Genomic DNA, 25,535 nt, shown 5'->3' on the forward strand with positions numbered 1-25,535 from the left:
CAGCCTGTCATCAAAATGCGGATATAATGCACTGAAATATAACAAAACTTAGTAGCGTGTGAAAAAATTTCTGTCGCCTAACGGCAATTCGATGGCATCACAGTCAGAGCTCGTAGTATGGTTTAATTCTGTTGTTTCTGCGGGCAAAGTATCTCCGCTATTTGCTTTTTTTCATTTCTTCATCTGTTCGCGCGAATAAAAACCACTGTACTCTAAATCGACTGGATCAAGACGGGGCTTTCTATATACTTACAACTCGTCCGCGATATCGATAACACTCAAGGGCATCTGATTTCACCAAAATGGCGATTACGTTCAGTAGACCGAAAATGGACTCATGGAGCAGCACAAAACGGCTTCCGCAATTCAGACCTGCCCAACACTCCATAACCGAGGCCGGATTTCCCATGGATGATCGCCGGAGTATGTTGCGGCGAACAGACGAAGCCACGCAGTTGTGTTTAGTCGAGGGGCTGATTTGAGCAAGCCCTTGCGATCCGGATCGACCGGCCAAATCCTCATAGTCATTGCAGGTGTTTTACTTCTTTTGTTCGTAAGCGCAGGGGTTTTTCATACTCTGCTTCCGGCATGTGGCGTAAGCTGGCAAAACTGGAAACTGGTCTTCAATGCCTGCCCCGGAAGTGTGGCAGCCGAACATCTTCCGTCAGAATTAAATCGAGAACGTGAAGCGTTAGAATCGGAGATTGCTGCTCTCGAGCGAGATGTTGCACGTTTGCGATGCGAGAAAGTCGCTGAAGCTCCACCTCCGGAGCCTCCGGTCGAGGAAGAACCTGAGGTTGTCGAGGAAGAGCCTGAGGTTGTCGAGGAGAAGCCGGAACAATGCACACCATCCCAGAAGGCGGCACGAAGCAGCGAAATCGTGTTCGTATTCGATACCTCCAGCAGTATGGCGCTTTCGATCGACCTTCCAAAAGCAATGGATAAGCGGATTACGAGAGCCTTCGACCGTTTTCAGGAAGCGAACGCCGCGGTTGGCCGTGGAGATTTCGCTTCCATGCTCAAGCTGCCCGGACTCTCCGCGGAAATGGATAAGGCAAACAAAGCAGCGGAAAACTATCCGGGAGAACCCCGGATTTCGGTTGCGAAAAAGGTGACAGTCGACGCCGTTCAAAAAGCGCCGGATGACATTGAAATGGGTCTCGTATCGTTTGACGCCTGTTCCGTTCGATCCCATGGGCGGTTCGGTTCGGGCGATCGGGGACGTTTGGTAAGCACTGTTCGCGGCCTCCAAGCCCAGGACGCAACGCCACTTGCCACCGCGGTCACCAAGGCTGCGGCCTCATTAAGCGGAGGAGACAGCGCAGATGACTTCGTGAACATTGTGGTTCTGTCCGATGGACAGGATAGTTGCGGTGGCGATCCTTGCGCTGCGGCCCGTCAGGCAAAGAGTTCGAAACCCGGGCTGGTGATTAACGTCGTAGATCTCTCGGCAGTCGGCGAGATTCAGTGTATGGCGGAGGCGACGGGGGGATTCTATCGGCAGCGCGGCGAAGGCATGGACCTGGCAGAGCTGTCACGCTCGGTTCGCGAAGCGGCGGGTTATGAAGGGGAAGGCTTATGCCGAAACTGAGGATCCAACATCAACCGGGAGCGAGACCAAAAATCGCTGCTGTTGCACCCGGCCGATCGCGCACCCCGGCGAAGGCGATGATAAGGGCTCTCTGCGCGCTCAGCGCCGGATGCGAGGAGTAAATCAGTGACGCGCAGTACATACTTCGTCACCAAGACCGACGTAAATGACCTCGACCTGATCGAAGTTGCTGGCGGTCCCGCAGTTGAACACTATGAGGCTCTGCACCTTGCACTGACCCGCCTGAGTGGGCCTGATGTCGCAGACATATTCGCAGAGCCCATTTATCGTCGCGGGAATGGTGAGGCGCCGGCGGTGATCTCGTGGTATGGGCATTTACCGGACGATGCGCGCCCTCTCAACAGCCTTGATGAGGATGAGCGGGCGCCAGTCGAGACACTGTTACGGCGAAAGCTGCAGGATGTCGCCGAGGCGCTCAAGGACCCCCAGATGGGACCGTTGATCGGAGCGGCCCTGCATATTCGGGACAGATCCGACATTTGGGTTCTCGGTGATCGGCCGCTGATCGTAAATTGGGCCATGATGCCGAGCGAAGTCGGGCGCGAGCCGACCGCCCGGCGAACACATTTCGCCGAGACAATCGGGCGGTATCTTCCCCTTGATATTGCGCCTCCGATTTCGGCTGCCGAAATGACCGGTCCGTTCGGCGGCGGTCAGTTGGCTGAAGAGCCGGCAGATGATACCCAAACAGACGACACCCAAGACCAAACACTCGCTGCGACGACGGCGGTATCGGCGGCGACAGCGAGCGCGGCAGCGCCTGCAGCGGCTGCGGCTGCGGCTCAGGCCACAGAGGCTGAATCTGAGTCTCCGGAGGTCCACACTGTTGCAGTGGTGGAACAGTCTCGAGGCGGCGGCACCTGGTGGCGCTGGATTCCTTTAGCTGTTTTGTTGCTGGTGACGGGCGTTGCACTTCTTCTACTCTCGTTTCCCGGTGTCCTGCTTTATCCGCCCACGGCAGCTATCAGTGACGCCGAGATCGCAGAAATCGCGCGAGAAAACAATGATGCGCTTCGGACGCGCAGGGACCAGTTGAAGCGAGCGCTTGAAGGGGCAGTGTGCCGGGCCGACGGAAACATCGAGTTCCCGGATTGGCCTCTCCCGCCGCTGGATGGCAAAGCGCGCGCCGGTGCGTCCGGGACCGGTGAGTCGGATGGGCAGGAGGAGTCCGCCGCTGGATCGGATTCCCTCGTGCCGCCACGCCCTGAGCGGGTGGCGGTGCCCTCGGCCGGTGGCGACAGTACCAACCTTCTGAGCTATATCGAAGACCGCACCGCGATGGTGCTTGTCAGCTTTGCGAATTCGGCAGGCTCGGGAACCGGTTTCTTCATTGGTCCTGATCTGTTCGTGACGAACGATCATGTCGTTTTTGGCCCAGCATCGGATCAGGCAAAGCTGGGGAGTCCAAAATCAATCTATGTAAAGAGCGCGCAGCTTGGCCGCGGATTTCGCGCAGAGCTGGTGACTTCAAGTGGACAGACGGTAAAATTTGGTCGGGATTTTGCGCTATTGCGGGTATCTGGCGCGGATGCACCGTTCTTCCCGCTTTGGGGCTCAACATCTTCGATCAAGCTTCAGCATGTAATTGCCGCCGGATTTCCGGGCGCCTATTTCGCCATCGATCAGTCCCGCAGCAAAATGTATGATCCGAACGCACCGGACATGCCAGATATGATCATGACCCAAGGCACGGTAAACGCGCAGCAAAGCGTGGGGTCGAACGGGACCTTGGCAGTTGTTCATTCGGCCGATATTTCGAGCGGAAATTCGGGCGGCCCTCTGGTTGATCAATGCGGGCGAGTGGTTGGTGTAAACACCTTCGGAATCAGAGATAAAACAACCCAGCGCTTCCTGAACTTCTCGCTTCATACGGCAGAACTGCTGGATTTCTTGTCGAAAGCGGGCGCTGGGGCAGATCAAACAACAGAAGCCTGCCAGCCGCAAATCTCCACACTGCCGCCAGTGCCGCGTGATGAAGCGCAGTCGGAAGACTCGGAACCAGCTAAAGAGCCGAACGAGGAGGCGCCGGCGGCGCCGGCAAAAGAGTAACCGGCAATGGTGGACAGACGTGTCGCAACAACAAGGATAGACGATGTTCGGCCGTTGGGCGATTACGGACAGCGTTCGTTCGAGTATATTACCGGCGTTGTCGAGCGTGACCTTACCGAACGGCATGTAAGACTGTTCGCTGAACCCGCCGACGAGGCTGGCGGCATTGCCTGGATGACCTCGGCCCCGGGTGACGTGGTTGCTTTACGGTCCCTGTCAGAGCCTGAAGCAGCTGAATTGACGAGCGCACTGGGCAAGCTGATCGAAGACATCCTCGCCTTGGCGCAAAGGTACGCCGACGATCGTGATCCTGCGGCGCAATCGCTGGCAATTGCTTTACGCAATGCAGTGGAAGTGCCCAACGACGAGTGTATTTTCCGAGTCGGAGACCAGCCCGTAATCGTGCAGTGGGCACATCATCTGGATGTTTACGAGCCGCCCCACGGCGTTCTGAGCCGATTTATTGCACACGGATCGATTGCAGCAGCCCCATCCAGCGTTTCTACGAGCGATGTCGAGGATACAACGCCGCCGGTCACAGTTCTGCAAATGGCCCCTGTGGCAACGACAGCTCCACCTGCATTCTCTTGGTTGTGGTGGCTTGGCTGGCTGTTGTTGGCAGTGATGCTCGCATGGCTGCTCGTCCTGGCTCTCCCTGCGTGTGGTATCGCGGGTTTTGGGTTCATGAATTTTTGTGCGCGTGCAGAGCTGCCAATAGAGCCCGAGACGGATGAGCCGGCAGATCTCGAGGCAGAGATCGCCGCTTTGGAACGCTCGGTTGCCGATGCCGAGCGACAGTGCATCGTGACAGCGGAACGGCCGGAGCCCTCCGGACCACCCGCGCCAGCCGAACCGACAATAGAGGAGGCAATTCGCGATCGCGACACCTCGAAACTAGCCGGTTGCTGGGCTCTCGAGTCCGATTACACGCTTTACGACGGTGGCCGGAAAGACCGCCCGTTAAAAGTGAGCAACTGGAATATCTGCTTTGATGGCGAAGGCGGCGGGGATCAGGAACTTGGCTTTACCAATGGAATGACATGCAAGGGCACAGTTTCAGCCTCGGTCGAAGACGACGGTCGTTTGAGCGTGCTCGACAACTCGAATTTTCCCTGCACGCCAAGAGGGCAAGTGCAGCGTCGACGCACCCTGTGTAATGTTGGCCAAGAGAGTAAGGCATCTTGTTCCTCGGTTGATTTCAAGAACCCTCGCCAGGGACAAACAGTTATATTCCGAAGGATACCGAAATGATAAGTCTTTGCGGAATACCTTACGAAAGGACGGGCCGGACATGAAGGACGTGCCATCGTTGCGTACCCTGCACAATTGGAAGGACGAGACGACGCTCGTACCGTTCAGCGGCGTGCAATTCCTCGATTTCGGTTTTGAGCTCATGGCTTCTGGATTCAAGACCATGAACTTCGTTGAGCGCACGACCAGCCGTTCGGCGGAGGGTGACGAACGCACCTTAATCGTGAAGACGGGCGACGATGCACGAGATGAGCTTACGCTTGGGGCGGATCAGCCGGACGACGATGAATATTCAGTCGATCGCGCAAAAGCCCTTGAGCCCTTTGTGGAAAAATGGACGCCGGTGCCGGTCTTGCGCATTCGTCCAAGCGCAGGTCCGGATGGGCGAGAACAGTTTGATGCCGGTCCATCCTGCTGGGCACGCGTTTTAGTCAAGGAACTACCTGAACCGGAACAAAAGTCGGGACATACTCATCGCGTGATTCTGGCGCTCGACACGACCTGCGAAGCAACACAGGACCCGCTTTTTTACCAAGCGCCGAGCACCGAAGACGGAGAACGGCAGTTCCGCTTTGTTAGTGATGCTGAGCACTCCTCCTGGTTTATCAGCCGCGTCGTAGAGGACGCTAACGGCAATCCGCATGACCTTCAGGCCTGGGTTGACGAATGGCTGCTTGGGCAGTTTCAGGCGGTGCAGAAGCGCCCAAGACGTGCTCTCGAACCTGACGAAGACGGACCACCGCCGAGACTATTTGAACACTGGGCGCGATATCTGGCTTTTCTGAAACTCATCGATACGGCGGTCCAGTTTCCCAAGATTCGTTTGATCGATACGATGTCTCGGGATCCGATCACAGAGCGTCACCGCTATTCACCGATCGATGTCGATCTCGTCCTCGATATCGGCAACAGCCACACCTGCGGGATCCTGATTGAGACATCTCAAGACGGCAGCGCGATAGACCTCAACGACAGCTATACACTTGCGCTCAGAGATCTTTCCAATCCGCTATACCGATACAATCGACCCTTCGAAAGCCGGGTTGAGTTCTGTGACGCCAGATTCGGTCGCGGACGTTCTGCGCGATCCCGGTCGTTTTTCTGGCCCAGCCTGGTCAGGGTCGGGCCCGAAGCCATGCGCCTTACACACTATGAACAGGGCACTGAAACGATCTCGGGCCTCTCCAGTCCCAAGCGATACTTGTGGGATGACGAGCCGCGTAATCAGGACTGGCGGTTTCATTTCTTTACGCCAACGACTGCCGAACCGTTACCGCTGGTCGCGAGAGCCGTGCAGAACGAGATGAACGAGGCTGGCGACGTTCTCGACCAGATTGCGGTCGAGGTCAAAAAGAAACTCCGCTATAAGGGAGAAAGCTCACTCATTGGCGCTTCACGCCCACGTTTCTCGCGCTCTTCGACTTTCGGATTGATGCTGGCGGAAATTTTTCTGCAGGCCCTCGTGCAGATCAACGACCCAGCACAGCGGGAAACGCGCAAGCAGAGCGCCATTCCGCGGCGGCTGCGCACGATCATACTCACTTTGCCGACGGCCACGCCGATGCAGGAACAGGCGATCATGCGATCGCGGGCCGAGGGGGCGTTAAAGCTCCTGTTCAAGGTGCTGAAATGGAGCCCCTCGCTTTCACTCAATACGACGGTTCCCGAGATAAAAATTGACTGGGACGAAGCAAGCTGTACTCAGCTTGTGTATCTCTACACGGAAATCACCCAGCACTACGGAGGGCAGATAGCTGCCTTTTTCGAACTGTTGGGGCGCCGGCGGCAGCAGAAAACCCAAGCCGTCGCGCTGCCGGTGCCGGCCAGACCCGACGAGGCAGCCGAGGCTCAGTCCATTCGGGTTGGCTGTATCGATATCGGCGGCGGCACGACAGATCTCATGGTGATGACCTATTACGCGAATGGGGATCATGCAATCCTGCCCAGGCAAGATTTTCGCGAGGGATTCCGGACTGCGGGCGACGATCTTCTGCGTGAAATCGTCAGCAGGATAGTCCTGCCTCAAATCGCCCAAGATCTCGAACGGGCTGGTGTTGCCTATCCGGATAACCTGTTGAAAGAGTTGTTTGCGGGCAATACAGGTGACACGGACATTCGCGTCGCTCAGCAGCGCCGCCAATATGCACTTCGGGTTTTGGCACCTCTTGGTATCGAATGCCTCAACCGGGCAGATCTTTTGTCTGACGACGGCAGTACAAGCTTTTCTGCCGATGAAGTTCTGACCGGTTTAGGTGAAAACGATACCTCAGAGTTCTTTGGTTACCTTGAGCAGGCTGCCCGGAGCAGGGGAGCTGCAGATTGGGAACTCGCCAACGTTCAGATCACGCTGCGGCGTTCCGAGCTCGATGGGGTCGTCCGCAATGTATTACAGAAACCCATTGGCGATCTCTGTGAGATCGTCGGGCATCTAGGTTGCGATGTTCTCCTTTTATCGGGCAGGCCCTCGCGGCTGTCTGCCGTGCGCGAGATGGTTCGTGAGACAATGGTTGTTCCGCCTTCGCGCCTGGTTTCGATGCACGAGTACGAAGTGGGTACGTGGTATCCGTATCGTGATCCGGTGAGCAATCGCATTACCGATCCGAAATCGACCGCTGCGGTTGGCGCAATGCTGTGCCTTCTTGCGCAGAGTCGGATCGTGAACTTCATGGTCTATACCGACAACATAACCATGAGTTCGACAGCCAGGTTTATTGGACAACTCGACAATAATGGCGCAATCCGGGCCGATAAGATGCTTTTTGAGGATGTTGATGACGCTGCACGCCAGGAAACTTCGGCGGAAATTCTGCTTTATTCTCCAACTTTCATTGGATTTCGGCAGCTGCCGCACGAGCGTTGGACGACGAGCGTAATCTATAGGGTGGACTTCGCAAACGATCACGCCTCACGCCGGCCAAAACCCTTTAAGGTCGTGCTTGAGCGGCGCGAATTCGATCTCGATACAGAGAGCAGTGCGGAGGCCTTGAGAGCAGAGGCTCTGAAAGAAGGGCTGGTGGTGGCTGAAGTCGAAGACGGCGCCGGCGATGCTGCAAAACGGAGTGATATTTCACTCAAGCTTCATACACTTGGCCAGGAACGGGATTACTGGCTTGATAGCGGCCTCTTTAAGCTGTGAATGGTATGGCGATCGCGTAAAGCACATGAGAGGATTGACGGGGGACAAGATGTCGGAACAAGACCTGAAGACGCGATGCTTACTGGCCGCTGACACGGCGCGTGCGGCTTTGGCTTGGATTACGGATCCTGAAAATGCGGAGGTCGTTGGAACTGAACGAAAGTTACTTGCCAAAGAACTCCGTAGAGATGAACGGCGCGCCCGCCAATTGGCCGAGGCTGCCCAGCGACCAATGAGTATCGGGGTCTACGGGCCCAGCCAGGCAGGAAAATCCTATCTTGTATCGGTGCTTGCGAAACCTTCGGAAGGGCGTCTGATCGCCGCGGTCGGCGAAGGCATGGACTTCATCGAAGAAATCAATCCAGAGGGAGATAAGGAAGCGACCGGGCTTGTAACCCGCTTTACCATGCGCCCCGAGACTTGTCCGCCTGGGTATCCGGTGACCCTTAAAATTCTGAGCGAAGCGGACGTAATACGAATCATTGCAAACACGTTCTTTCGGGATGGCGATAATTCCGAACCACCCCCCGCCGCGGACGAAATTGCCCGGCGCCTGGAGGTTGCGCGTGCGGCTGCTGGGCAAGATACCGGCTCTGGGTTAAGTGAAGCTGACGTCTGGGACATTCAGAGCTACTTTGAGAACAACTTTCGCGGACTCGGCTATGCGCAGGAGTTGGCAGCTTTTTGGGAAGATGCAGCGGAGTTACTGCCTCGTCTCAATGTTGCGGCGAGACGCCCGTTGCTTGCTCTTCTCTGGGGTGACTACGAGGTGTTTTCAGAACTCTATGAACAACTTGCAGAGGCCTTGAATAGGCTTGGGTATGCTGAAAAAGCCTATGCGGGTATCGAGAGCCTAACGCCGCGTAATACCAGCATCATTGACGTGGCGACGCTCTTCGGCTTGGACGGTATCGGCGATGTCAGCGACATTAGATTGCGCACCGAAAGCGGTATTGAGCAGTCACTGCCACGCCAGGTAGTTGCCGCGCTGACGGCTGAGCTGGTGTTGCCGATGAAGGACCAGCCTTGGGATATCTTCGAAGAAGCGGACCTGCTCGATTTTCCGGGCGTGCGGGAACGGCGCACTGCAAAAGGACCTCTGACGGGTTACATCGATCGTAGCGAGGCGCCCCGCAAGGAGTTGTTTCTTCGGGGAAAAGTCGGCTTTCTGTTCGACCGCTACGTGGCTCAGCAGGATTTGACGGCGATGCTGCTTTGCGTTCCGCCGAGTAACGTGAATGTAGCAGCGGATCTTTCGCTCGGAGTCGAGGAGTGGATTGCCAGAACGCAGGGGGCGACGGCCGATGAGCGGGCCAAAGTCGACACGCTGCTGTTTTTGGTACTGACCATGTTCGACCGCCATCTAGCGGACCCTGCCGGTTCGCTCGACCCGCACCAGCGTTTTGAAAACCGTTTGGAAGCATCATTGATCGCTCCCTTCGGCGGCCTAAAGGAAAGCTGGCCTCTCAATTGGACGCCAAGCAAACCATTTGAGAACACCTTTTGGCTGCGGAATCCGAATTTTCCAGCCGAACACGTCATTAAGTACGTTGATGGCGTCGAGGTTGAGGTACACGACCACAAGGTTGCGCGTATCGCCGAACTGAAAGCCGGTTGCCTGTCCTCGGATTTGGTCAAGCGTCATTTTACGAATCCGGACACTGCCTGGGAAGCGGCCATGACGTTGAAAGACGGTGGCGTGAGATATCTTGTCGACTCCCTGACGCCGGTTGCAACGCGCGAAGTAAAAGAGCGGCAGATCGACGCGCGCTTACGGGAGTTAGGCGATAAGATCGCGCGGCGACTAAAGCCACTCTATAGCGATTCCGATATCGCCAAGCGGCTGGCTGCCCGGCGAGCCGTGGCGACAGCGGTACTTCGTGAACTCCGTACGGCTTTCGACAATCGGCGTTTCGGCCGCGTCATTGAGGAATTCGGCATACCTGCAAACAGTCTGACATGGCGGATTGAGCGAATTCCCGAAAATGTGCAGATTGTTTCAGGTGACGTCGAGCCTGAAGACGATTTCGACTGGATGCCCGACGATTTTGATGTCGGCATGGATGATGCCCCGGAAGCACCGGCGAGCGGCAACGAAGTCCGCACGATGACGCAGGCCCAGTTTCAGGCGGAAACTGCGGTGGAGGCCTGGCAGGAACACATTCGCGCTCTGTCGGAGCGGCCAAACATCGACGTGCAGATCAATCTCTCGCCAAGCTCTGCGGCTGAACTTGCAAATGAACTCATGGGTGCGGCCCGGAGACTCCGGCTTGCCGAAGCAATGACAGCCGAATTGAAACCCTGGAACGAAAGACAGTGTGGAGCATCGACCGTGGCCGCGCTTTCCGCGCTTCGGATCAATCAGATGGTCTCAACTCTCGGGGTGGACCTCATGAGTGCGGAGGAGCGCCCGGTGATGAAGAACACGAAAACCGGCGAAAGCCGACTGGTTTTCGAGCCTGAGCCGACAAGGTACGACGCTATGGATCTGCCCGACGTTTCGCCCCGGAGAAACCGCATTTATTTTCAGGACTGGACCTTTACCCTCTACCGCCTGTTTGAGGACAATGCACGTAGCGAGGATGGTGCGATGATCAATATCGAACAGAATTCCCGCTTAGGAGTGATGATCGAAGGTCTCGAAAGCCTTGGCTGAGGAGCATTGTAAATGAGCATTCGGATCCTTCGCGACCCGAACAATCCTCTCGGAGGCCACGCGCTTCTGGTTGTTCCGCATCCCGGTTCCGGCGCCGTGGTAGAGACACGGTTGCGGTTTCTGCGCCTTGAAGACCGTATGTTCCTTGGCAACCATGGCTGGGTAGCCAACGAAGAAGTGCTCGGTCCCTTTGCACTTGTGCCGCAGGGCGATGATTTGGCGGTTGCGCTGGGCCCTGATGTCGTGAATGCGATGGAGCCATTCCAACAGCTGACGATCGATGCGCTCGACCTGAAGCTCTCGGCGTCTCTTGGATGGCCCGACGATATCATGCCGCTTCGCCAAGCCAAGGTTAGGCGCGGGATAATGACCGCGGGCGCTGAACTGCACGAAAAGCCGACAGCGCTGAGAGGGAGAATTAATACCGGGGCTGGTGCCCAAAGCTCATACGATAATGCAGGTGAGCCTCCCCAAAGATCTGCGGCTTCGGAAAAACCAGAGGCAGCAAGGTCTGATCAGGAGCAACCTATCCCTGAATCCAGCCGCCCCGACCCGAGTGAGGAAACCGCTGCTTCAGTGGCGCAAGACCTGCCGCCAGCTGTAACGCCGGATAAATCACCCGGAAGCGCCGCTGATCATGAAGTTTCGACGCCGGTTGCAGATGTTTCAGCCCCTCGGGAAAAAGAGACCGAACAGAAGAAGTCGGCAAAGCCCCTATTGCTGGTTTTGGTTGCCGTTGCTGTTGCCGCCGTCCTGGCCGGAGCCGGAGTATTCCTCCTGGGCGAAGACGAGGTGGAACCGCCTGTGGCCGAGGTTAAATGCGATGTTCAAACTGTTGCAGAAGCCGAGCAGAGCGTACGCTGGGAAATGGTCGGAACCTGTATCGGGGTCGGCAAGGCTCGAGACGCCTTGCCTCTGGTTGAGCGCCTTGTTGCCAACGGGCATGGCCCCGCACAGCTCCAACTGGGTAAATGGCTGGATCCTGAAGAGATCGGCACTTCGCCTATGGAGCCTCGTAATCCAAATACGGCAATGCGTCTTTATGGTGCGGCACGGGACGCAGGACTTGACGATGCTGTGCCATTGATCAAACGCCTCTGCGAGAGCTTGGACGGCCAACGCGGCCTCAATGCTCAAATGACCCATAAGAAATACTGTGAGGGTGGTTAAAATGATAACGGCGTTCAGAAGTTTTGCTCTTCTGCTCACAGGTGTCGCCGTTGGCTTGGCATCGCCGTCAAAAATCCTGCAGGCAGATGTACAGCTCGCGCAAGCAGACGTGGAGATTGTTCCCACGGGATTGCCGGTCGTCGTCAAGATAGAGAAGCCGCTGCTCGTCGAAGAGACGACAAGTATATATCAACGCGTGCTGACACGGCCTGGTCTGAGTCTTTTCGATGCACCCAATGGCAAAAAGGTCAACAATCTCTGGCCGCTACAACCAGTTTACATCTATGAACGTCAGGAGGATTGGATCCGTGTCGGGCGTAGTGAGCGGACCGCAGATGGCTGGATAACGGAAGCCGATACGGTGCCATGGGTTCATAACATTGTCGGGGCTTTCACCGCGCGCGGCACGAATCGACCGCAGCAGATCATCTTCGAAGATGAAAAGGCGATGCAGACACTGCTCGAGCATGAATCCTATCTTGATCTCGCGGCGCGCTACCGGGAGCTAGCTGCAACGGGCGAAACCGACCCCGACAGCGGTGTGCTTACGATCGAAAAAGACGAATTCGTCGATATTACGAATAGCTTCTACCTGATGCCGATTACCCAGTTTCGGGAGCGGCGCATCGGGTCTGGCAGAAGAAAAAAGGATGTCTTGCACCTCGAGGTCGCTTCCATTCCGCTGAACAGCGTGACCTCTTCAGCCGACGACGCTGAGTTCCGGACAGGAATTGTCTTTGTTGTCGACACCACGCAGTCGATGAAGCCCTTTATTCCCGAAACACTTTCTGCAGTCCGAGACATCGTCGGGAAGCTGAGAGAAAAAAAGCAAGAGGATGCCGTTTCCTTCGGCCTGGTCGGGTTTCGGGACGATCCCGAGGGACGCCCTGGAACCGAGTATCGGGTCAGAGAATACGTCCCGCTCAGAGCTGATGCGCCGCCGGAGGCAATCCTTGAGGGTCTGTCCGCGATGCGGGCGATGGAAGGCGCGTCGACCTGGGGGTATCCCGAGGATTCCTTCGCCGGCCTGAACTACGCAATCCAGAATACCGTCTGGCAGAACGGGCCGGCCGATTTTGCCGGCCGCATGATCGTCCTGATCACCGATGCCCCTCCCAAGGATCCCGGTGATCCGCATGCAGAATCGAACCGTGGACCGGCAATGATTACCGGCGCGGCCCAAGAAAAAGGTATTGGGATTTCGACCATCTTCATCGAATCCCGCTCCGGGCGGGATTACAACGAAGAAGCCGAAGAGATTTACCGCACGATATCCCGGTTTCGGAATATCGAGGACGAAATGTTTTACCCGGTCAATGCCAAAGACCCGAAGGCATTCGGTGACCGGGTCCGAAGTGTCGTCGGTAAACTCGTGTCGGACATCACCAGAGACACTGACCTTACTGAAGACCTCGCGAGCGAAGATGATGACGTCGACATGTCGGAAGTCGGACTGGCCATGCGTCTGGCTTATCTCGGGCGTAAAACCGGTCAGGACGTGCCGGCAATCCTGAGGGGCTGGACCCTTGACCGGGCAATCGAGCAGCAAAAGGAATTCGCCATCGAACCGCGGGTGCTTGTGACCCGCAACCAACTCTTATCCATGACTGAGATCATGAAGGGTATTATTGACGAGGCGGACAAAGCAGCACGCGAAGGTAAAGAAAATCTATTCTTCGAAAATGTGCGTGATGTTGTGGTTGGCCTCGGCGGTGATGGCAACAGACTGGCGAACGAAGGAGCCGACAACCTCGGCGGCATGATCGGAGAGTTCCTCGAATACCTGCCCTACGTATCGGACCGGCGAATAATGTCTATTACCGAGACTGAGTGGGTCAACGATCCTGGTGTCCGGATTAACACGACGATCGAGTTAAAGGATAAACTGGAACTCTATGAAACCCTCTTCAATTCCCGGGAACTCTGGACGCCACTTTACGACGGCCAGAAAGATGGGGAACATGTTTATGCCATGCCGCTGGAGGCATTACCGTGACTGCACGCCAAGATCGGATATCCCTCTCGGCCGTGGAAAAATCCTGGCAGAGTGCCGATCGCCGCTTTGAGCTGCACATTCCGGACTTTAGCCTTGCCGCCGGCGAGATTGCTATCCTGACCGGGCTGAATGGAACGGGCAAAACCACACTTCTGGAGTTGATCGGTCTGGCTTCCTGCCCGGACAGGGGGCGAATCGAGCTCGCGCTCGAACCAGGCCCGCGACAGGACGTTTCGCGCCTCTGGTCGCATTCCAAATTCAAAGAACTCGCGTCGCTTCGGGCAACTGGTTTCGGCTATGTCCTGCAATCGATTCACCTGCTGCCCTTTCTCTCGGTCCGGGAGAATGCCGAATTTACTCAGAAAGCCGCAGGCCGCATTGATTCTGCACACCTTGACCATCTGTTCGATGCACTCGGACTCACTGGACGCGAGAGCGCGTTACCGGAGACGCTTTCGCCAGGTCTGCGACAACGCGCAGCCGTGGCCCGTGCGCTGGCGCACCGGCCACGGTTTATTGTTGCTGACGAGCCGACGGCGGCGTTGGATCCGGAAGGCGGCGAAGCGGTGATCGCGCTTCTACTGTCCCTCGCTCGGAACGAGGGTGCAGCAGCCATCTTGTCCACTCATCAACGCGGACAAATGGATCTTAAAGACGTTACGCGGATCCAAACCCGGCAGGTTTCGGATTCCCGACCGGGTGTGATCCGGGCGGTGCTCGAAAGGGAGGCCGCGTGATCTCGCTTCGCCTGGCGTTCGCCGATATCCGTCATGACGCTGTACATTTCCTCTGTGCGGTGATTCTCATCGCTGCGATGATCGGGCCGCTTCTCGTCTTGTTGGGAGTCAAGGTTGGTGCGGTCACGGTACTATTGTCGGACCTGCGTGACAGCCCGGACAATCTTGGAATTTTTATCGAAGGCGCACATGAGTTTTCTGCGGAGGACGTCGAACGCGTTCGCGCACTCCCTGGCGTCGGGTTTGCTGAAGGCCAGAATATCGTCACAACAACCGGGCGGCTGGCGCTTCAAAAGCTGCCCGATGGAAATCGCTCGATCAGCGGTGGATACGGTACGACAGGCGCAGGGGACCCTTTGACGGAACTCGGCGGCACACTGGCTGGAGATGAACTGCTTCTGAGCGAAGCCTTCGCACGACGCCTTCGGGTCGAGGCTGGCGATAGGGTTGCGATCCTGCTCGAGCGCGGGCCTCCTCACACCGGCGCGATCGAGCCGGAGTTCAAAGTGTTGAAGGTCCTGCCGGATGAGACGATTACCGGCAACTATGTTCTTCTATCGGCTGACACGGTTGCCTGGATCGAAGCCTATGGCTTTGGCTACGCAGTTCCGGCCTGGAGTGTTTCTGAGGGATTGCCTCTGTCGGAGCGCCAAGATTCCTTTGAGAAGATCCGGATCTATGCAGTTGATCTCTCCGTGCTTCCCGACCTAGCGCGGCGGTTGGAAGAAATACTTGGTGTCCAGACCAGTTCCCGCGCTCGCGAGGTTCTCGCGATCCTGAAGCTTGAAAGCAACCTGAATGCAGCACTGAGTTTTGTCGCCGGTGCCGGCGTGATCGGCCTGTTCTTCGTTCTTATGGCGCATTTCTGGAGCGCGGTGCGGCGCAAACGGCTGAGTTGGAGCATGTTGAGTCTGATGGGAATGGCTCCGATTGCGCTGGCGGCCGTGCCAGTGACGCAGGCTGCATTGGTTTCCCTGGCAGGATTCGCCGGAGGCCTGCTGGTCTATCTCGTCGTCGAACGCACGATCGGGGCTTGGTTTGGTGCTGTGCTCGGGGGCGTGGAACGCGTGGCGATCCTGCCGGTCGACCAGGCCGTTCTGGTCGGTGTTGGCGTTGTCGCGATCTCAGTGTCCTCGTCTGCTGCGGCGGGTTACGCAATTATGCGTACCGACCCAGCCGCAATCATCAGGAGTTCGTGAATTGCGGTTATTACTCATTCTTGGCTTGGCAGTCATTTCCAGCTCCCATGCTGCCGCAGAAGTGAAAATCACCTGGACGCCCGAGGAGTATGACCCGGCACCGACCTTGGAGAGTTCAATTCCCAAGGCTGATCTAATTATGCCGATCCCTTGTGGCGGGGCGATGGCCCTAATGCGAATTGACACTGAAGCCAGGGCCGATGACCCGCTTGACGATCAACGCTTTCGGATGGGCGCACCGGATATTGCACGGGCCCCCTATCAATATACCCGAAACGCGTACATTCGCGGCGCTTTCCCTAATAAGGATACCAATACGACTCATTATTTTCTGGGGCGTTACGAAGTAACGCACAGCCAGTACAAAGCGGTTATGGCGTGGGCACAAGACAAGGACTGCCCTGAAAGAAATCCTGACGAGGGCGATCTGCCAATTACCAATATCAGTTGGTTCGATGCACAGCTCTTTACGGCGAACTTGAGTGAATGGAGCCGTGCAAACCTGCCAGACCTGATCCCCAGAACCGAAGGAAAGATGGGTTTTTATCGTTTGCCCAGCGAAGCGGAATGGGAGTATGCCGCGCGCGGTGGACGCACGGCGGGCGACACCGCAGCCTTTAACGCGCGGCGGTTTCCAATGGACGGTCCTCTCAAGGAATATGCCTGGTATGAAGGGCGGGTCTCATCGCGAGGGGAGATTCAATATTTTGGTGGCTTGAAGCCGAACCCGCTTGGCCTCTACGACATTTACGGCAATGCCGAAGAAATGGTTTTTGAACTTTTTACGCTGAATAGCGGCGGGCGGCGTCACGGTCAGTTCGGTGGATTTGTCGCCCGCGGTGGTTCGTTCGCGTCCAAATCCTCCGAAATTGGTTCGGCAACACGGTCCGAATATCCCTTTTACCAGATTGGTCAAGCGCCGCCGGTTCGTTTCGGCAAGATCGGGATGCGTGTAGCGCTTGCCAACTTCATTCTCAGTTCGGACCGCGTGATTCATGCCGTGGAAGATGCCTGGGAGCGGGAGCTCGACCCTGCTGACAAGGACGACCCGCGCGCTTTGATTTCGAGGATGGTCGAGGAAGAACTGGAGCTTTCGAAACGTTCCGAACTCGAAAGTGTCCAGAGTGCCCTGGTTAACGCGCTCCGCGAAGGTGAAGAGGCCACCGCGCTTGCCATGCAGCGCGCCGTTTTCAGCGGTGCTGCCATCCTGCGGGCGATGAAGAATCAACGCGCCCGGGGTAGGAATGTTCAGCAACGCGTTGCCTGGGCGGAAAACGAAGCCATCCAACTTCAAAAAGAGCTTGAAGAGGCGCGCGCGCGTTCCGCCAGTGAAGGCGTGTTAAAGACCTATCGGGAAACGATCGAATCCACCTCCGATACCCTGGTAGCCGCTCAACGCCGTCTCTCGGATATTAATCGTGACCTTGAAATCGATGGGACCAACTACGTCGCTACGCTGGAGGCGGTATACGTTTCGTCGACCCAGGAAACGCTTCGCCGCGAGGCGGACTTACTTCTTGTGGAAATGGATCGGACAGATCAGCTTCCGATGGTGGAACCGGTCGAACAATTCGTTGCACTTGTTGAAGCCTACCGTGAAAACCCATCAATGACTCGTTCCGAAATTCTTGCATTTGGAGCGGAGTAATGGATCGGTATGGCTATTTTTTTGTCATGTCAGATACAACTAATGGTTTGGGGAACAAAATCATGAAGCCGATAAGTCGTTTTCGAACAGCTGCCGTAGCAGCCCCTCTTGCTCTCTCGCTACTTCTTCAAGGCTGCACAGGGACAAATCCCATTAAGGATGTGGAACGAGTCTTTACCGGCATTCCCACCGAAGAGCGGCCGGGCATGACAGAGGAACAGCGCCGGCTGGTGAGGTTGGCGGCAGAGTCTGAGCGGATACGCGGGCAGGCTTTGCTTGGCGGCGCCGTTGTGGGCGGCGTGCTGGGTGCTCTTATCTGCGAGGATACCCTGTCACTCTGCACAGCAGGAGTCGCAGTCGGCGGGGCTACGATCGGTTACTTCGCAGGCTATTACTTTGCGAAGAAAAAAGAGGACGCCGAAGCGGAGCAAAAGGGAATTCAGGCCTCCATCGATGGCGCTAATTCTTCGCTCAGTTTTTACCAGGCCCGTGCCGACGCATCTGCCGCTGTCGTGCGCCAGGCACGCGCGCGCATCAGCCGCCTCAACGAGAGCTCATTGGCGACCGAGGCGCAACGAAAGGCCTACGCGATGGAGGTTGAAACGATGGAGGAAGATCGGGACCGAATCGGCGGTATGGTGTCGCAGTTGAGTGCCGACATCACCTTTATGGAAGCCGAAATCGATGGGCGGCAAAGCTTTGCCAATGAAGACACGAGCGATCTCGAAGAGCAGAAGGTCGCGCTTGAAAAAATCAATAACCGCATGCGCGAGCAGCTAAAAAATATGAACGCGGAGCTCGACCGGGTTCCCGAGGAAGTGACAAGCTGATGAACATTCTGTCGAATCATTCAGATGGTCTGCACCTTGCGGAGGCGGGAAGCTCCCTGCGCAGCATGACAAAATGGCTTTCCGTGTTGCTGTTGGGCCTGGGTGTTTCCGGCTGTGCAACACAGGGTCCACCCTGCAGTTATGACTTTCGAAAGCAGGAGCTTATCGGCGCGGCGACCAGCGTCCTGACGGACGAGTATCAACGCTGCACGGATCACCTCCTGGAAAAGCTCGCAGACCTGCAAGTCGCGGTCGCCAAAGCCGAGCGCGATGCCGATCGTCTGGATAACCTCGCCAAAAGTTCGGCTGACGAAGAACGTGAAGCAATGGAGCGTCTTGCTGAGGTCAATCGTGATTCACGAGGAGCACTCGATGATCTCAATCGCCTTCGGGCACAGAATAAACAGGACCGGAGCAGACTTAGCGAACTGGTCGCACAGCAAGAGAAGCTCGAGGAACAAAAAACGGTCGTGACCGCCTCTGCCCTCGACGGGAATGCTGCGAACCTCAATGCTGAGATTGCGGCTTTGCAGCGCCAGCAGCGCAGCCTGAGAGAAGCCATCAACTCGGAGCTGAGTTCATGATCTGGACTGTTTTTCGCTGGCGTTGGGTCGTCCTTGGCTGAAACGGTCAAGAATGTGAATCACCTTCCGAACTATTGAAGCATAGTGTGACCGGAGACCGTTTTGGCTGAGCAGAGAATCACCCGTTCGACACTAGGAGGCCTTCGCCCGCTTGGCGGACCGGGCGACAGGTCATACGAGTTTATCTCGCAGATGTTGGACAGCGCCCTGGGGCCTCGGCATGCAGCCTTGTTCGCTGAGCCCGTTCCGACGCAGGACGGCCGGATCGTCGATTGGGTGAGCCCCTTATTGGGGACGGTACAGCCATTCGAAAAGCTCCCCGCGGCACAGGCGAAAGCCTTAAGGGACGAGCTGCGGGATATGGTTGCCGAAATTCGCAGCCTCATACAACGGCTCGAAGCTGCGGGCGATCAGGATGCGCGCCGGCGGGCCAAGGCGCTCCAGAACGCTTTGGTCATTCCGGACGTTGCCTGCTTGTACCGGGTTGGGGATCAACCGGTTCTAATCCGCTGGGCGTACCAACGGGAAGACGCCGGGCCGAATGACGATATTCTCTCTCAGCTCATATCGACGGAACCCGTGTCTAAGGTCGTCGCGGAATTCGTCCCCGATCGAAAAGGTGTTGTGGTCGGTCGATCGGCCAGTGCTGGAAATGTCGTTCTTGATCACCCCGGTATTTCGCAGCGACACGCACTTTATACAGTCGAAGACGGCGGCCTAGTCGTCCGAGATCTCGGGAGCGAAACCGGAACTTTCGTTAACGGGGTTCGACTCAAGGGGCCCCAAAAAGTCGGCCCCGAAGACAGGGTGGATATCGGTCCTTATCGCCTTGACTACGATGGCGAAAGCGTAGAAGTCGACGACCGGGTTTCCGAGGCAGGCCTGTCTCTGCGCAACGTGACAAGGGATGTCAAGATTGCCGGTCAATCCGAACCCTTGCGGATCCTCGATGACGTTACGCTTGATATCGATGCCGGAGAATTCGTCTGCATCATCGGTCCAAGCGGTTCCGGCAAATCAACCTTGATGAATGCAATGTCAGGGAGGGTCCGGCCGACAAGCGGCCAAATCACGTTTAACGATTTGGACCTGAACGCACATTTCGACTATTTGAAACAGGTCATTGCGATGGTGCCGCAGCACAATCTGCTACACGAACCGCTGACCCTTCGCCGTGCGTTGGGCTATACCGCCCGCCTTCGACTCCCTCCTGATATGTCTGCAGGCGAACGTGCTGCAATGGTTGATCGCGCTGCAGGCGAAGTCGGGCTCTCGGAACGCCTTGATACGCGTATCGACCGGCTGAGTGGCGGGCAAAAGAAACGTTGCAGTCTTGCGAACGAACTGCTCGACAAACCCGCGCTGCTGTTCCTCGATGAAGTCACCAGCGGCTTGGATGAGACCACCGATCTGGCGATCATGGCGCTGTTGAAGACCATGGCCGACAAAGGCATGACGATCGTCTGCGTGACGCATACGCTCGCAAACATCGAAGCCTATTGCGACCGCTTGATCGTCATGGACGTTGGCGGCGTAATGGCCTTTACCGGATCTCCGGCGGAAACGTTGGAATTCTTCGGCGTCCAAAAACTCGGAGAGATCTTTTCGCGGCTTCCGGAACGTAAACCCTCCGACTGGAGGTCAGCGTTCGAAGCGCAGCACCCGAGGCCCAGTCCTCAGGCTGAAGAGAAATCAACATCCGTTCCGCCGTCACAAGGTTTCAAGCCCTTTGCAGCTATCAGCCGTGGCTTACGCCAGACCGCTGTGATAGCGCACCGAAACCTTTGGTTGCTCGGCTCGGACACCCAGATTTGGATTATGGCACTTGTCCAGAGCACGCTGATCGGCGTCCTTATCGGTTATGCATTTTCCGATTTCGGCCCCGCGACGGCGGTGACGCAATCGAAGGTGTCGTTGCTTTTGCTTCTTGGCCTCGCCGGCCTTTGGATTGGATGCAGCAGCGCCTCCAAAGACATCGTTGGCGAACTCGAGATTTTTCAACGCGAGAGCGACGTCAACCTCTTAACTGTCGCCTTTGTTACGTCTAAGTTCCTCGTGACCGCAAGCTTTACGGTGATCCAGGTAAGCATTGTGTTTCTGCTGACATATCTGGTCGCTCAGGAAATTCCGGGTGACCCGGTCCTGCAATGGAGCTTTGCCGTACTGGCCGCCGTGGCCGGTTGCTGCCTTGGACTGTTGATATCGGCCGTAACCAACACAACCGAACAGGCAACGACGGTCGTACCTTTAATGCTGGTACCGCAACTCATCCTGTCCGGAATTATCGTACCCTACCTTCCCGAGATCGCCCGCACTCTGTCGGAAACGACGGTAACGAGTTTCGTATTTGTAGAAGCAATGAAATCCGTTTTCATCGAATCTGATGGCCCCGTATTGATCGCCGATGCTGAAACGGGCCAGACCGTCGAGATGGTCGCACGACACTACAGCGAGGGAGCGCAACTGCTCGTACTCCACTCCATTGTTGCCTTGGCACTTACCTTGCAAATTACCTCTTGGCGGCAGATCCTGCGGCGCAAGCAGTTTGGCTGAGCTTTGTTAGAGATGAAATCGGATGATGTCATGAAGTGTATTAGCTCCGACCTTATCTGATACTGCACAGTTGGAGGAGCGAGAGTTACCGGTTTCGATGATAGCACCCTCCCCCACTCCGTAAGTGGATCTTCCACGCCTCTGCGACTCAACGCGAACCCCAAGTATAGCCAGCCGGTATGGCGGATGACGCTTAGTGGAAATTTATCGCGGGCATAGGAGTTCTTCGGCATGAGGCAACGCCTACGGGCTTGTCATCGATTCGACCAGCACGTCGCTGTGAAAATGTTTCACCGACAGTCCAATTCTGCGTCCCAGGTTAATTTCATCTAACAATGCCCTCCTGCTTTGCGCGTATCACTTGAACTTTAGAAGCGTGTGATCGTTTCCGGCGCCCTGTTGTTTGATCGCTTTCATTGCCGGATCGAAGGGGATCAGCCGCGCCAGTCCGCGGTTTTGGCGTTTACGTCCTTCAGGCACTCATTGCTCCAAGACACCCCGTAACCACTTCTCCCGTAACAGAGCATAAAGAGAAATCCCGCGCATCCCGTCACGAAAAATCACAGTTAATTTACATGTTTCATCAGTCGGTTACGCGAATTTTTGCCGTGTTCGTGTGTTTACGTCGGTGTTGAATCATTAACTGGAGCGAACCATGCAAAGCACTTCGACGCTTCCTCAGCCTCACCGGGATCTGTCGGCGCTCAACTGGGATATGCTGCGTATTTTCCTGGCTGTGTCGCGCTCGCAGAGTATTTCCAAGGCGGCGAAAAATCTGGCCGAGAGCCAGCCAACCATCAGCCGGCGAATCCGTGAGCTGGAAGACTGTCTCGCCGCGCGTCTGATTGCCCGGGGAAAAGACGGGGTTAAGTTGACGGAGGAAGGACGCGTTCTTCTGGAATACGTCGAGAAAATTGAGAGCGAAACCTTTCTGCTGACCGACGCGGTGAACGGCGCCGACGCCCGCTACGAAGGTGACGTGATATTAACTGCGCCAAGCAGTCTGGGCCTCAATCTCATCGCGCCGAACCTGGCCGGCTTTTCGGCCTCCTATCCATCGATCACCCTGGATCTAATCCTGAATTCGTCAAAGCTCAACCTGATGGACAGGGAGGCGGACGTCTCCGTGAGAATCGGAACCCCGTCGCAGCAATCCCTCGTGGGCCGGCGGCTGGGCAGCGTCAAGTTCTTCCTCTACGCCAGCGAAAGCTATCTGGAACGCTTTGGGCGTCCGGAATCCCTTGAAGATCTGCAAGCACATCGTTTCGTGGATTTGAGCGGCGAACTGGAGACATCCTGCCAGAGTCAGATTCTGGCCAACATTGCGCCAGCCGCGCGTCGCGTGATCAAAACAAACTGCATGAGCACGCAGTTTCAAGCGGTTTCCGACGGCATGGGGATCGGTATGCTGCCAGATTATCAGGTGAACTATCAGGTGCGGACCGGATCGCCCATCGTTCAGCTATTACCGGAGATCGTCACAGCGAAGGAGCAGGTCTGGGTGCTGTTTCATCCCGATCTGAAGGCCGTTGCGCGCGCCCGCGCTGTCATCGACTTCATCATCGACGTCACCAAGGTGGATCTGGCCGATTGACGGCATGGCCCCTCGGATCTGGATTTACTGCGCCAGAAGACTGGAGATATCGAGATTGAAGAGGGATTGCCAGGTTGAGGTGATCTCCTCCGCGATGAATTCCGGAAAGGCGTAATGACCCGGCGCGAGGTTGGCAAAGAGCAGGAGTTCGATGCCGAGATTGTGCGCGTGGAAAACCGGATCCAGGTAACGGATCTGTGTCGGGTGATCGATTGCGAAGTTGATCGGCTTCTTCTCTACCATGATCTCCGATGCGCTGAAGGCAGAGCCAAATTCGTCCTCGCCGCCCATGTTGGCGAGATAAGCTGCGTTTCGGAATGCGGTTGGGTCATAAAGCTCCGAAACGATTCCCTTCCTGCCCGTGGCGGTAACCACGACGAAGGCTTCGCGTGCGGCCTGCTCGACAGACGCGCGATCGGCGCCATCGATGCAGACGTAACCCGCCCGGGAGGCGCGGCCGATCTTGTGAGGATCCGTTTCCACGATCGTAACTTGGCAGTGACTGGGCGCGAGAGCATGGGCAATTCCCTGTCCGACCTTACCGAAACCGAACAGCATAACCGACCGCGCCTTGAGGCTCTCTCCTGTGAGCTCGACGAAGGCGCGAACAAATGCGTCGCCCGTACCAAGAAGCGCTTCCAGGTTTTTCACAGATGACTGATCGACCGAGATCACGGGGTAATTGAGGTCTGTTCTGGCGAGATAACGCTGCGTGCCAGTTCCTGTCAGTTCGACGGCGCCAATGCGAGGCGTCACGCGATCGATTAGCTCACCCGCACAATCCAGGGTCACGTCGACCTCGCTCGGCAGCGGGTCGTTCGCGAGAAGGACGGGCACGCCTGCGGCCTTCATTACCGCGATCGCGTCGGCCTTTGGCTCCATGAAGCTCGGCGAGGTCACGCTGATCTCGGCGCCGCCAAGCAGAAGAGCGTGCACCTTGTGCAGCGATTCCATGGTCAGCGGAATATTGTGCAGAATTTTCAAACCTTCGTAGGGTCGGGCTCTTTCCAGGCGCTTCTTGGCGCTTTGCAGGAAGGGAATCTCATGCTCAGGAAAGAGGTCGTAAGCCGCCTGAAACGGCCCGTGAGATGGCGATGTCATGCTTGTGGTTCCTCGAGGAGGTGGCTCATTCCTTGGCAGGAAAGGAGAAGGGCTGCTTCGTCGCGCCGGCCGAAAAGGATCGCATTTTGGCCGTAGCGCCGGCCGAGTTCGATCGCGCCCTTCCGGTCGATATCCAGTAGAAGGAGACTTGCTTCCCAACCCCAGTCGGAGCTCCCGCCGCGCGCCGCTATCACTTTGTATCCACGTGTCATGCAGTCCGTGTAGAGAATGCCGTTGCGGACTTCATTCTCGGCCGGCGGTAGTCTCTCCGAACCGGGGTTGAAAGCCGTGACGATGGCCCAGGACTGCGCCTCGTGCTTGGCAAGCAGTCTGTCCAATTCGCGGTGACGGGCATTGGGGTGGAGCGTGATCGTCCTGTCCGGCAGCAGGACTTCGAATGTTGCGGTCTGATAGGCCCGCCAGAGAGTGGGATTGAAGGTCATGGGAGGATCACCTCGAATTATGTGAGAGTCTCTCAGTGCAGGCGCTGTTCTTCTCTGCACTGAATGAGGCCGTGGGCATCCTGGATCAGCGCAATGCCGCTGATCCAGCTTGGCAACAGACCGTTTTTCTGAACCGCGAAGGGGCGCTGTGAAGGTGGCAGCCAGCCAGGGTTTCCGTCGTCATGAAGCTTGCCGGCCCCACTGCGCATATGAGGCCCGAAATTGACCCAACAGTTTTGCCCCCGCGTTTCGGTCGTCAGGGCCGGAAGGGCCAGCGCCGTGCACATGCGGGAATGACAGTGCCAGGCGCGCTCTTCACCGCTGGGTCCGAATGTGGTGTTGGGAATCGCATGGCCGAAGAGATCATGCACGGCACGGAATACATCGTTGATCAGCAGCGGGTAGCCGGCAACCTCGATATCGGTTTCCCGCGTCATCCAATTGCCGGTCATATCAGGCGTTCCGGAGCCGAAGGCCTGATCCGTTGTCGGGAGAAAGTAGAGATGCTTGTTTGTGACGGCATCGGTCCTCATGGCCCTGCTGTTCTCGTATGGGTCGCCGCTTTCCAGATAGGGTTCAATCTTGATTCCAAGATGTTCCGTGGCGAAGGCATATTGCAGATACATCTCGCCGCAGAGTTGTTTGTAGCTGGTCCGGGTGAAGGTTTCATCAGGCTGATGCTGAAGTTCGTGGAAAGCGTCGGCGATCGGCAAGCCTTTTGCGGATGTCATCCTGATTCGACTGGCTCCGGCCGTGCAGCTGACGCCCTCTTGACTATGCATGTTCTGCCAGATGGTGAAGTAATACGGCTTGAAATTCTCGGAAAACCTTTGAAGAAATTGCCTAAAATCCACTGTCGTAACCACGGTTCAGCCCTCACAAGTACGAAAAGGAAGAAGTTCTTTCCGTCGATATTTGTAGCGAAGGCAGCCCCGACAATTGAACAGGGGTGAATGGCGGTCATACAGCTGTGAAT

General features: G+C 56.6%; 18 protein-coding genes. 14 read left to right on the forward strand and 4 right to left on the reverse strand.

Annotation, left to right across the window (positions count from 1 at the left end):
- The first annotated feature begins 733 nt into the window (after positions 1–733).
- The 13 genes from QMZ18_RS07725 to QMZ18_RS07785 all read left to right on the forward strand — a co-directional run bounded on the left by QMZ18_RS07725 (position 734) and on the right by QMZ18_RS07785 (position 21,421).
- Positions 734–1,591, forward strand: coding sequence for a hypothetical protein (locus QMZ18_RS07725; protein ID WP_282605699.1), 858 nt, complete (start codon positions 734–736; stop codon positions 1,589–1,591).
- Positions 1,592–1,717: 126 nt separating this feature from the next.
- On the forward strand, positions 1,718–3,661 hold the full coding sequence (locus QMZ18_RS07730) for a serine protease (protein ID WP_282605700.1): 1,944 nt from the start codon (positions 1,718–1,720) through the stop codon (positions 3,659–3,661).
- A gap of 6 nt (positions 3,662–3,667) precedes the next feature.
- Complete coding sequence (locus QMZ18_RS07735) at positions 3,668–4,912, forward strand: hypothetical protein (RefSeq protein WP_282605701.1); 1,245 nt, start codon at positions 3,668–3,670, stop codon at positions 4,910–4,912.
- 40 nt (positions 4,913–4,952) lie between these two features.
- A complete protein-coding gene (locus QMZ18_RS07740) occupies positions 4,953–8,048 on the forward strand; it encodes a virulence factor SrfB (RefSeq protein WP_282605702.1) in 3,096 nt (1,031 codons plus the stop codon).
- A gap of 49 nt (positions 8,049–8,097) precedes the next feature.
- Entirely contained in the window at positions 8,098–10,704 is a 2,607-nt protein-coding gene (locus tag QMZ18_RS07745) for a virulence factor SrfC family protein (protein ID WP_282605703.1), read from the forward strand.
- Between the two features lie 12 nt (positions 10,705–10,716).
- A complete protein-coding gene (locus QMZ18_RS07750; protein WP_282605704.1) occupies positions 10,717–11,874 on the forward strand; it encodes a hypothetical protein in 1,158 nt (385 codons plus the stop codon).
- A 1-nt stretch (position 11,875) separates the two neighbouring features.
- Positions 11,876–13,870, forward strand: coding sequence for a vWA domain-containing protein (locus tag QMZ18_RS07755; protein WP_282605705.1), 1,995 nt, complete (start codon positions 11,876–11,878; stop codon positions 13,868–13,870).
- On the forward strand, positions 13,867–14,607 hold the full coding sequence (locus QMZ18_RS07760; protein ID WP_282605706.1) for an ABC transporter ATP-binding protein: 741 nt from the start codon (positions 13,867–13,869) through the stop codon (positions 14,605–14,607). The genes QMZ18_RS07755 and QMZ18_RS07760 overlap by 4 nt, the downstream gene beginning before the upstream one ends.
- Positions 14,604–15,806 (forward strand): hypothetical protein, encoded by a 1,203-nt coding sequence (locus QMZ18_RS07765; RefSeq protein ID WP_282605707.1) that lies wholly within the window; start codon positions 14,604–14,606, stop codon positions 15,804–15,806. The genes QMZ18_RS07760 and QMZ18_RS07765 overlap by 4 nt, the downstream gene beginning before the upstream one ends.
- A 1-nt stretch (position 15,807) precedes the next feature.
- On the forward strand, positions 15,808–17,454 hold the full coding sequence (locus tag QMZ18_RS07770; protein ID WP_282605708.1) for an SUMF1/EgtB/PvdO family nonheme iron enzyme: 1,647 nt from the start codon (positions 15,808–15,810) through the stop codon (positions 17,452–17,454).
- Between the two features lie 62 nt (positions 17,455–17,516).
- The gene (locus QMZ18_RS07775; RefSeq protein ID WP_282605709.1) at positions 17,517–18,284 is read left to right on the forward strand and encodes a hypothetical protein; all 768 of its coding nucleotides are present in this window, start codon (positions 17,517–17,519) and stop codon (positions 18,282–18,284) included.
- Positions 18,284–18,868 (forward strand): hypothetical protein, encoded by a 585-nt coding sequence (locus QMZ18_RS07780; RefSeq protein WP_282605710.1) that lies wholly within the window; start codon positions 18,284–18,286, stop codon positions 18,866–18,868. The genes QMZ18_RS07775 and QMZ18_RS07780 overlap by 1 nt, the downstream gene beginning before the upstream one ends.
- 102 nt (positions 18,869–18,970) lie before the next feature.
- Positions 18,971–21,421, forward strand: a complete 2,451-nt coding sequence (locus QMZ18_RS07785) for an ATP-binding cassette domain-containing protein (RefSeq protein WP_282605711.1) — start codon at positions 18,971–18,973, stop codon at positions 21,419–21,421.
- Positions 21,422–21,778: 357 nt separating this feature from the next.
- On the opposite strand, the gene QMZ18_RS07790 is transcribed toward QMZ18_RS07785, so the two are convergent.
- Positions 21,779–21,901 (reverse strand): hypothetical protein, encoded by a 123-nt coding sequence (locus QMZ18_RS07790; RefSeq protein ID WP_282605712.1) that lies wholly within the window; start codon positions 21,899–21,901, stop codon positions 21,779–21,781.
- Between the two features lie 175 nt (positions 21,902–22,076).
- Here QMZ18_RS07790 and QMZ18_RS07795 point away from each other — a divergent pair, with 175 nt between their 5' ends.
- Positions 22,077–23,015 (forward strand): LysR family transcriptional regulator, encoded by a 939-nt coding sequence (locus QMZ18_RS07795; protein WP_282605713.1) that lies wholly within the window; start codon positions 22,077–22,079, stop codon positions 23,013–23,015.
- Positions 23,016–23,039: 24 nt separating this feature from the next.
- On the opposite strand, the gene QMZ18_RS07800 is transcribed toward QMZ18_RS07795, so the two are convergent.
- Genes QMZ18_RS07800 through QMZ18_RS07810 form a run of 3 tightly spaced genes read right to left on the reverse strand, consistent with a single transcriptional unit; the run spans position 23,040 to position 25,290 of the window.
- Positions 23,040–24,116 (reverse strand): NAD(P)-dependent oxidoreductase, encoded by a 1,077-nt coding sequence (locus tag QMZ18_RS07800; RefSeq protein WP_282605714.1) that lies wholly within the window; start codon positions 24,114–24,116, stop codon positions 23,040–23,042.
- The gene (locus QMZ18_RS07805; RefSeq protein ID WP_282605715.1) at positions 24,113–24,559 is read right to left on the reverse strand and encodes a DUF3293 domain-containing protein; all 447 of its coding nucleotides are present in this window, start codon (positions 24,557–24,559) and stop codon (positions 24,113–24,115) included. The genes QMZ18_RS07800 and QMZ18_RS07805 overlap by 4 nt, the downstream gene beginning before the upstream one ends.
- Positions 24,560–24,591: 32 nt before the next feature.
- Positions 24,592–25,290 (reverse strand): hypothetical protein, encoded by a 699-nt coding sequence (locus tag QMZ18_RS07810; protein WP_282605716.1) that lies wholly within the window; start codon positions 25,288–25,290, stop codon positions 24,592–24,594.
- Positions 25,291–25,535 lie beyond the last annotated feature (245 nt).

The sequence above is a fragment of the Pelagibius sp. Alg239-R121 genome (assembly GCF_947331435.1).
Taxonomy (GTDB): domain Bacteria; phylum Pseudomonadota; class Alphaproteobacteria; order Kiloniellales; family Kiloniellaceae; genus Denitrobaculum.

Excerpts from the sequence above, each read along its gene's own strand:
- QMZ18_RS07800 (WP_282605714.1), bottom strand. The coding sequence starts at position 24,116 with ATGACATCGCCATCTCACGGGCCGTTTCAGGCGGCTTACGACCTCTTT.
- QMZ18_RS07740 (WP_282605702.1), top strand. The coding sequence starts at position 4,953 with ATGAAGGACGTGCCATCGTTGCGTACCCTGCACAATTGGAAGGACGAG.
- QMZ18_RS07780 (WP_282605710.1), top strand. The coding sequence starts at position 18,284 with ATGAACATTCTGTCGAATCATTCAGATGGTCTGCACCTTGCGGAGGCG.
- QMZ18_RS07735 (WP_282605701.1), top strand. The coding sequence starts at position 3,668 with ATGGTGGACAGACGTGTCGCAACAACAAGGATAGACGATGTTCGGCCG.
- QMZ18_RS07795 (WP_282605713.1), top strand. The coding sequence starts at position 22,077 with ATGCAAAGCACTTCGACGCTTCCTCAGCCTCACCGGGATCTGTCGGCG.
- QMZ18_RS07750 (WP_282605704.1), top strand. The coding sequence starts at position 10,717 with ATGAGCATTCGGATCCTTCGCGACCCGAACAATCCTCTCGGAGGCCAC.
- QMZ18_RS07745 (WP_282605703.1), top strand. The coding sequence starts at position 8,098 with ATGTCGGAACAAGACCTGAAGACGCGATGCTTACTGGCCGCTGACACG.
- QMZ18_RS07755 (WP_282605705.1), top strand. The coding sequence starts at position 11,876 with ATGATAACGGCGTTCAGAAGTTTTGCTCTTCTGCTCACAGGTGTCGCC.
- QMZ18_RS07775 (WP_282605709.1), top strand. The coding sequence starts at position 17,517 with ATGAAGCCGATAAGTCGTTTTCGAACAGCTGCCGTAGCAGCCCCTCTT.
- QMZ18_RS07810 (WP_282605716.1), bottom strand. The coding sequence starts at position 25,290 with ATGACATCCGCAAAAGGCTTGCCGATCGCCGACGCTTTCCACGAACTT.
- QMZ18_RS07805 (WP_282605715.1), bottom strand. The coding sequence starts at position 24,559 with ATGACCTTCAATCCCACTCTCTGGCGGGCCTATCAGACCGCAACATTC.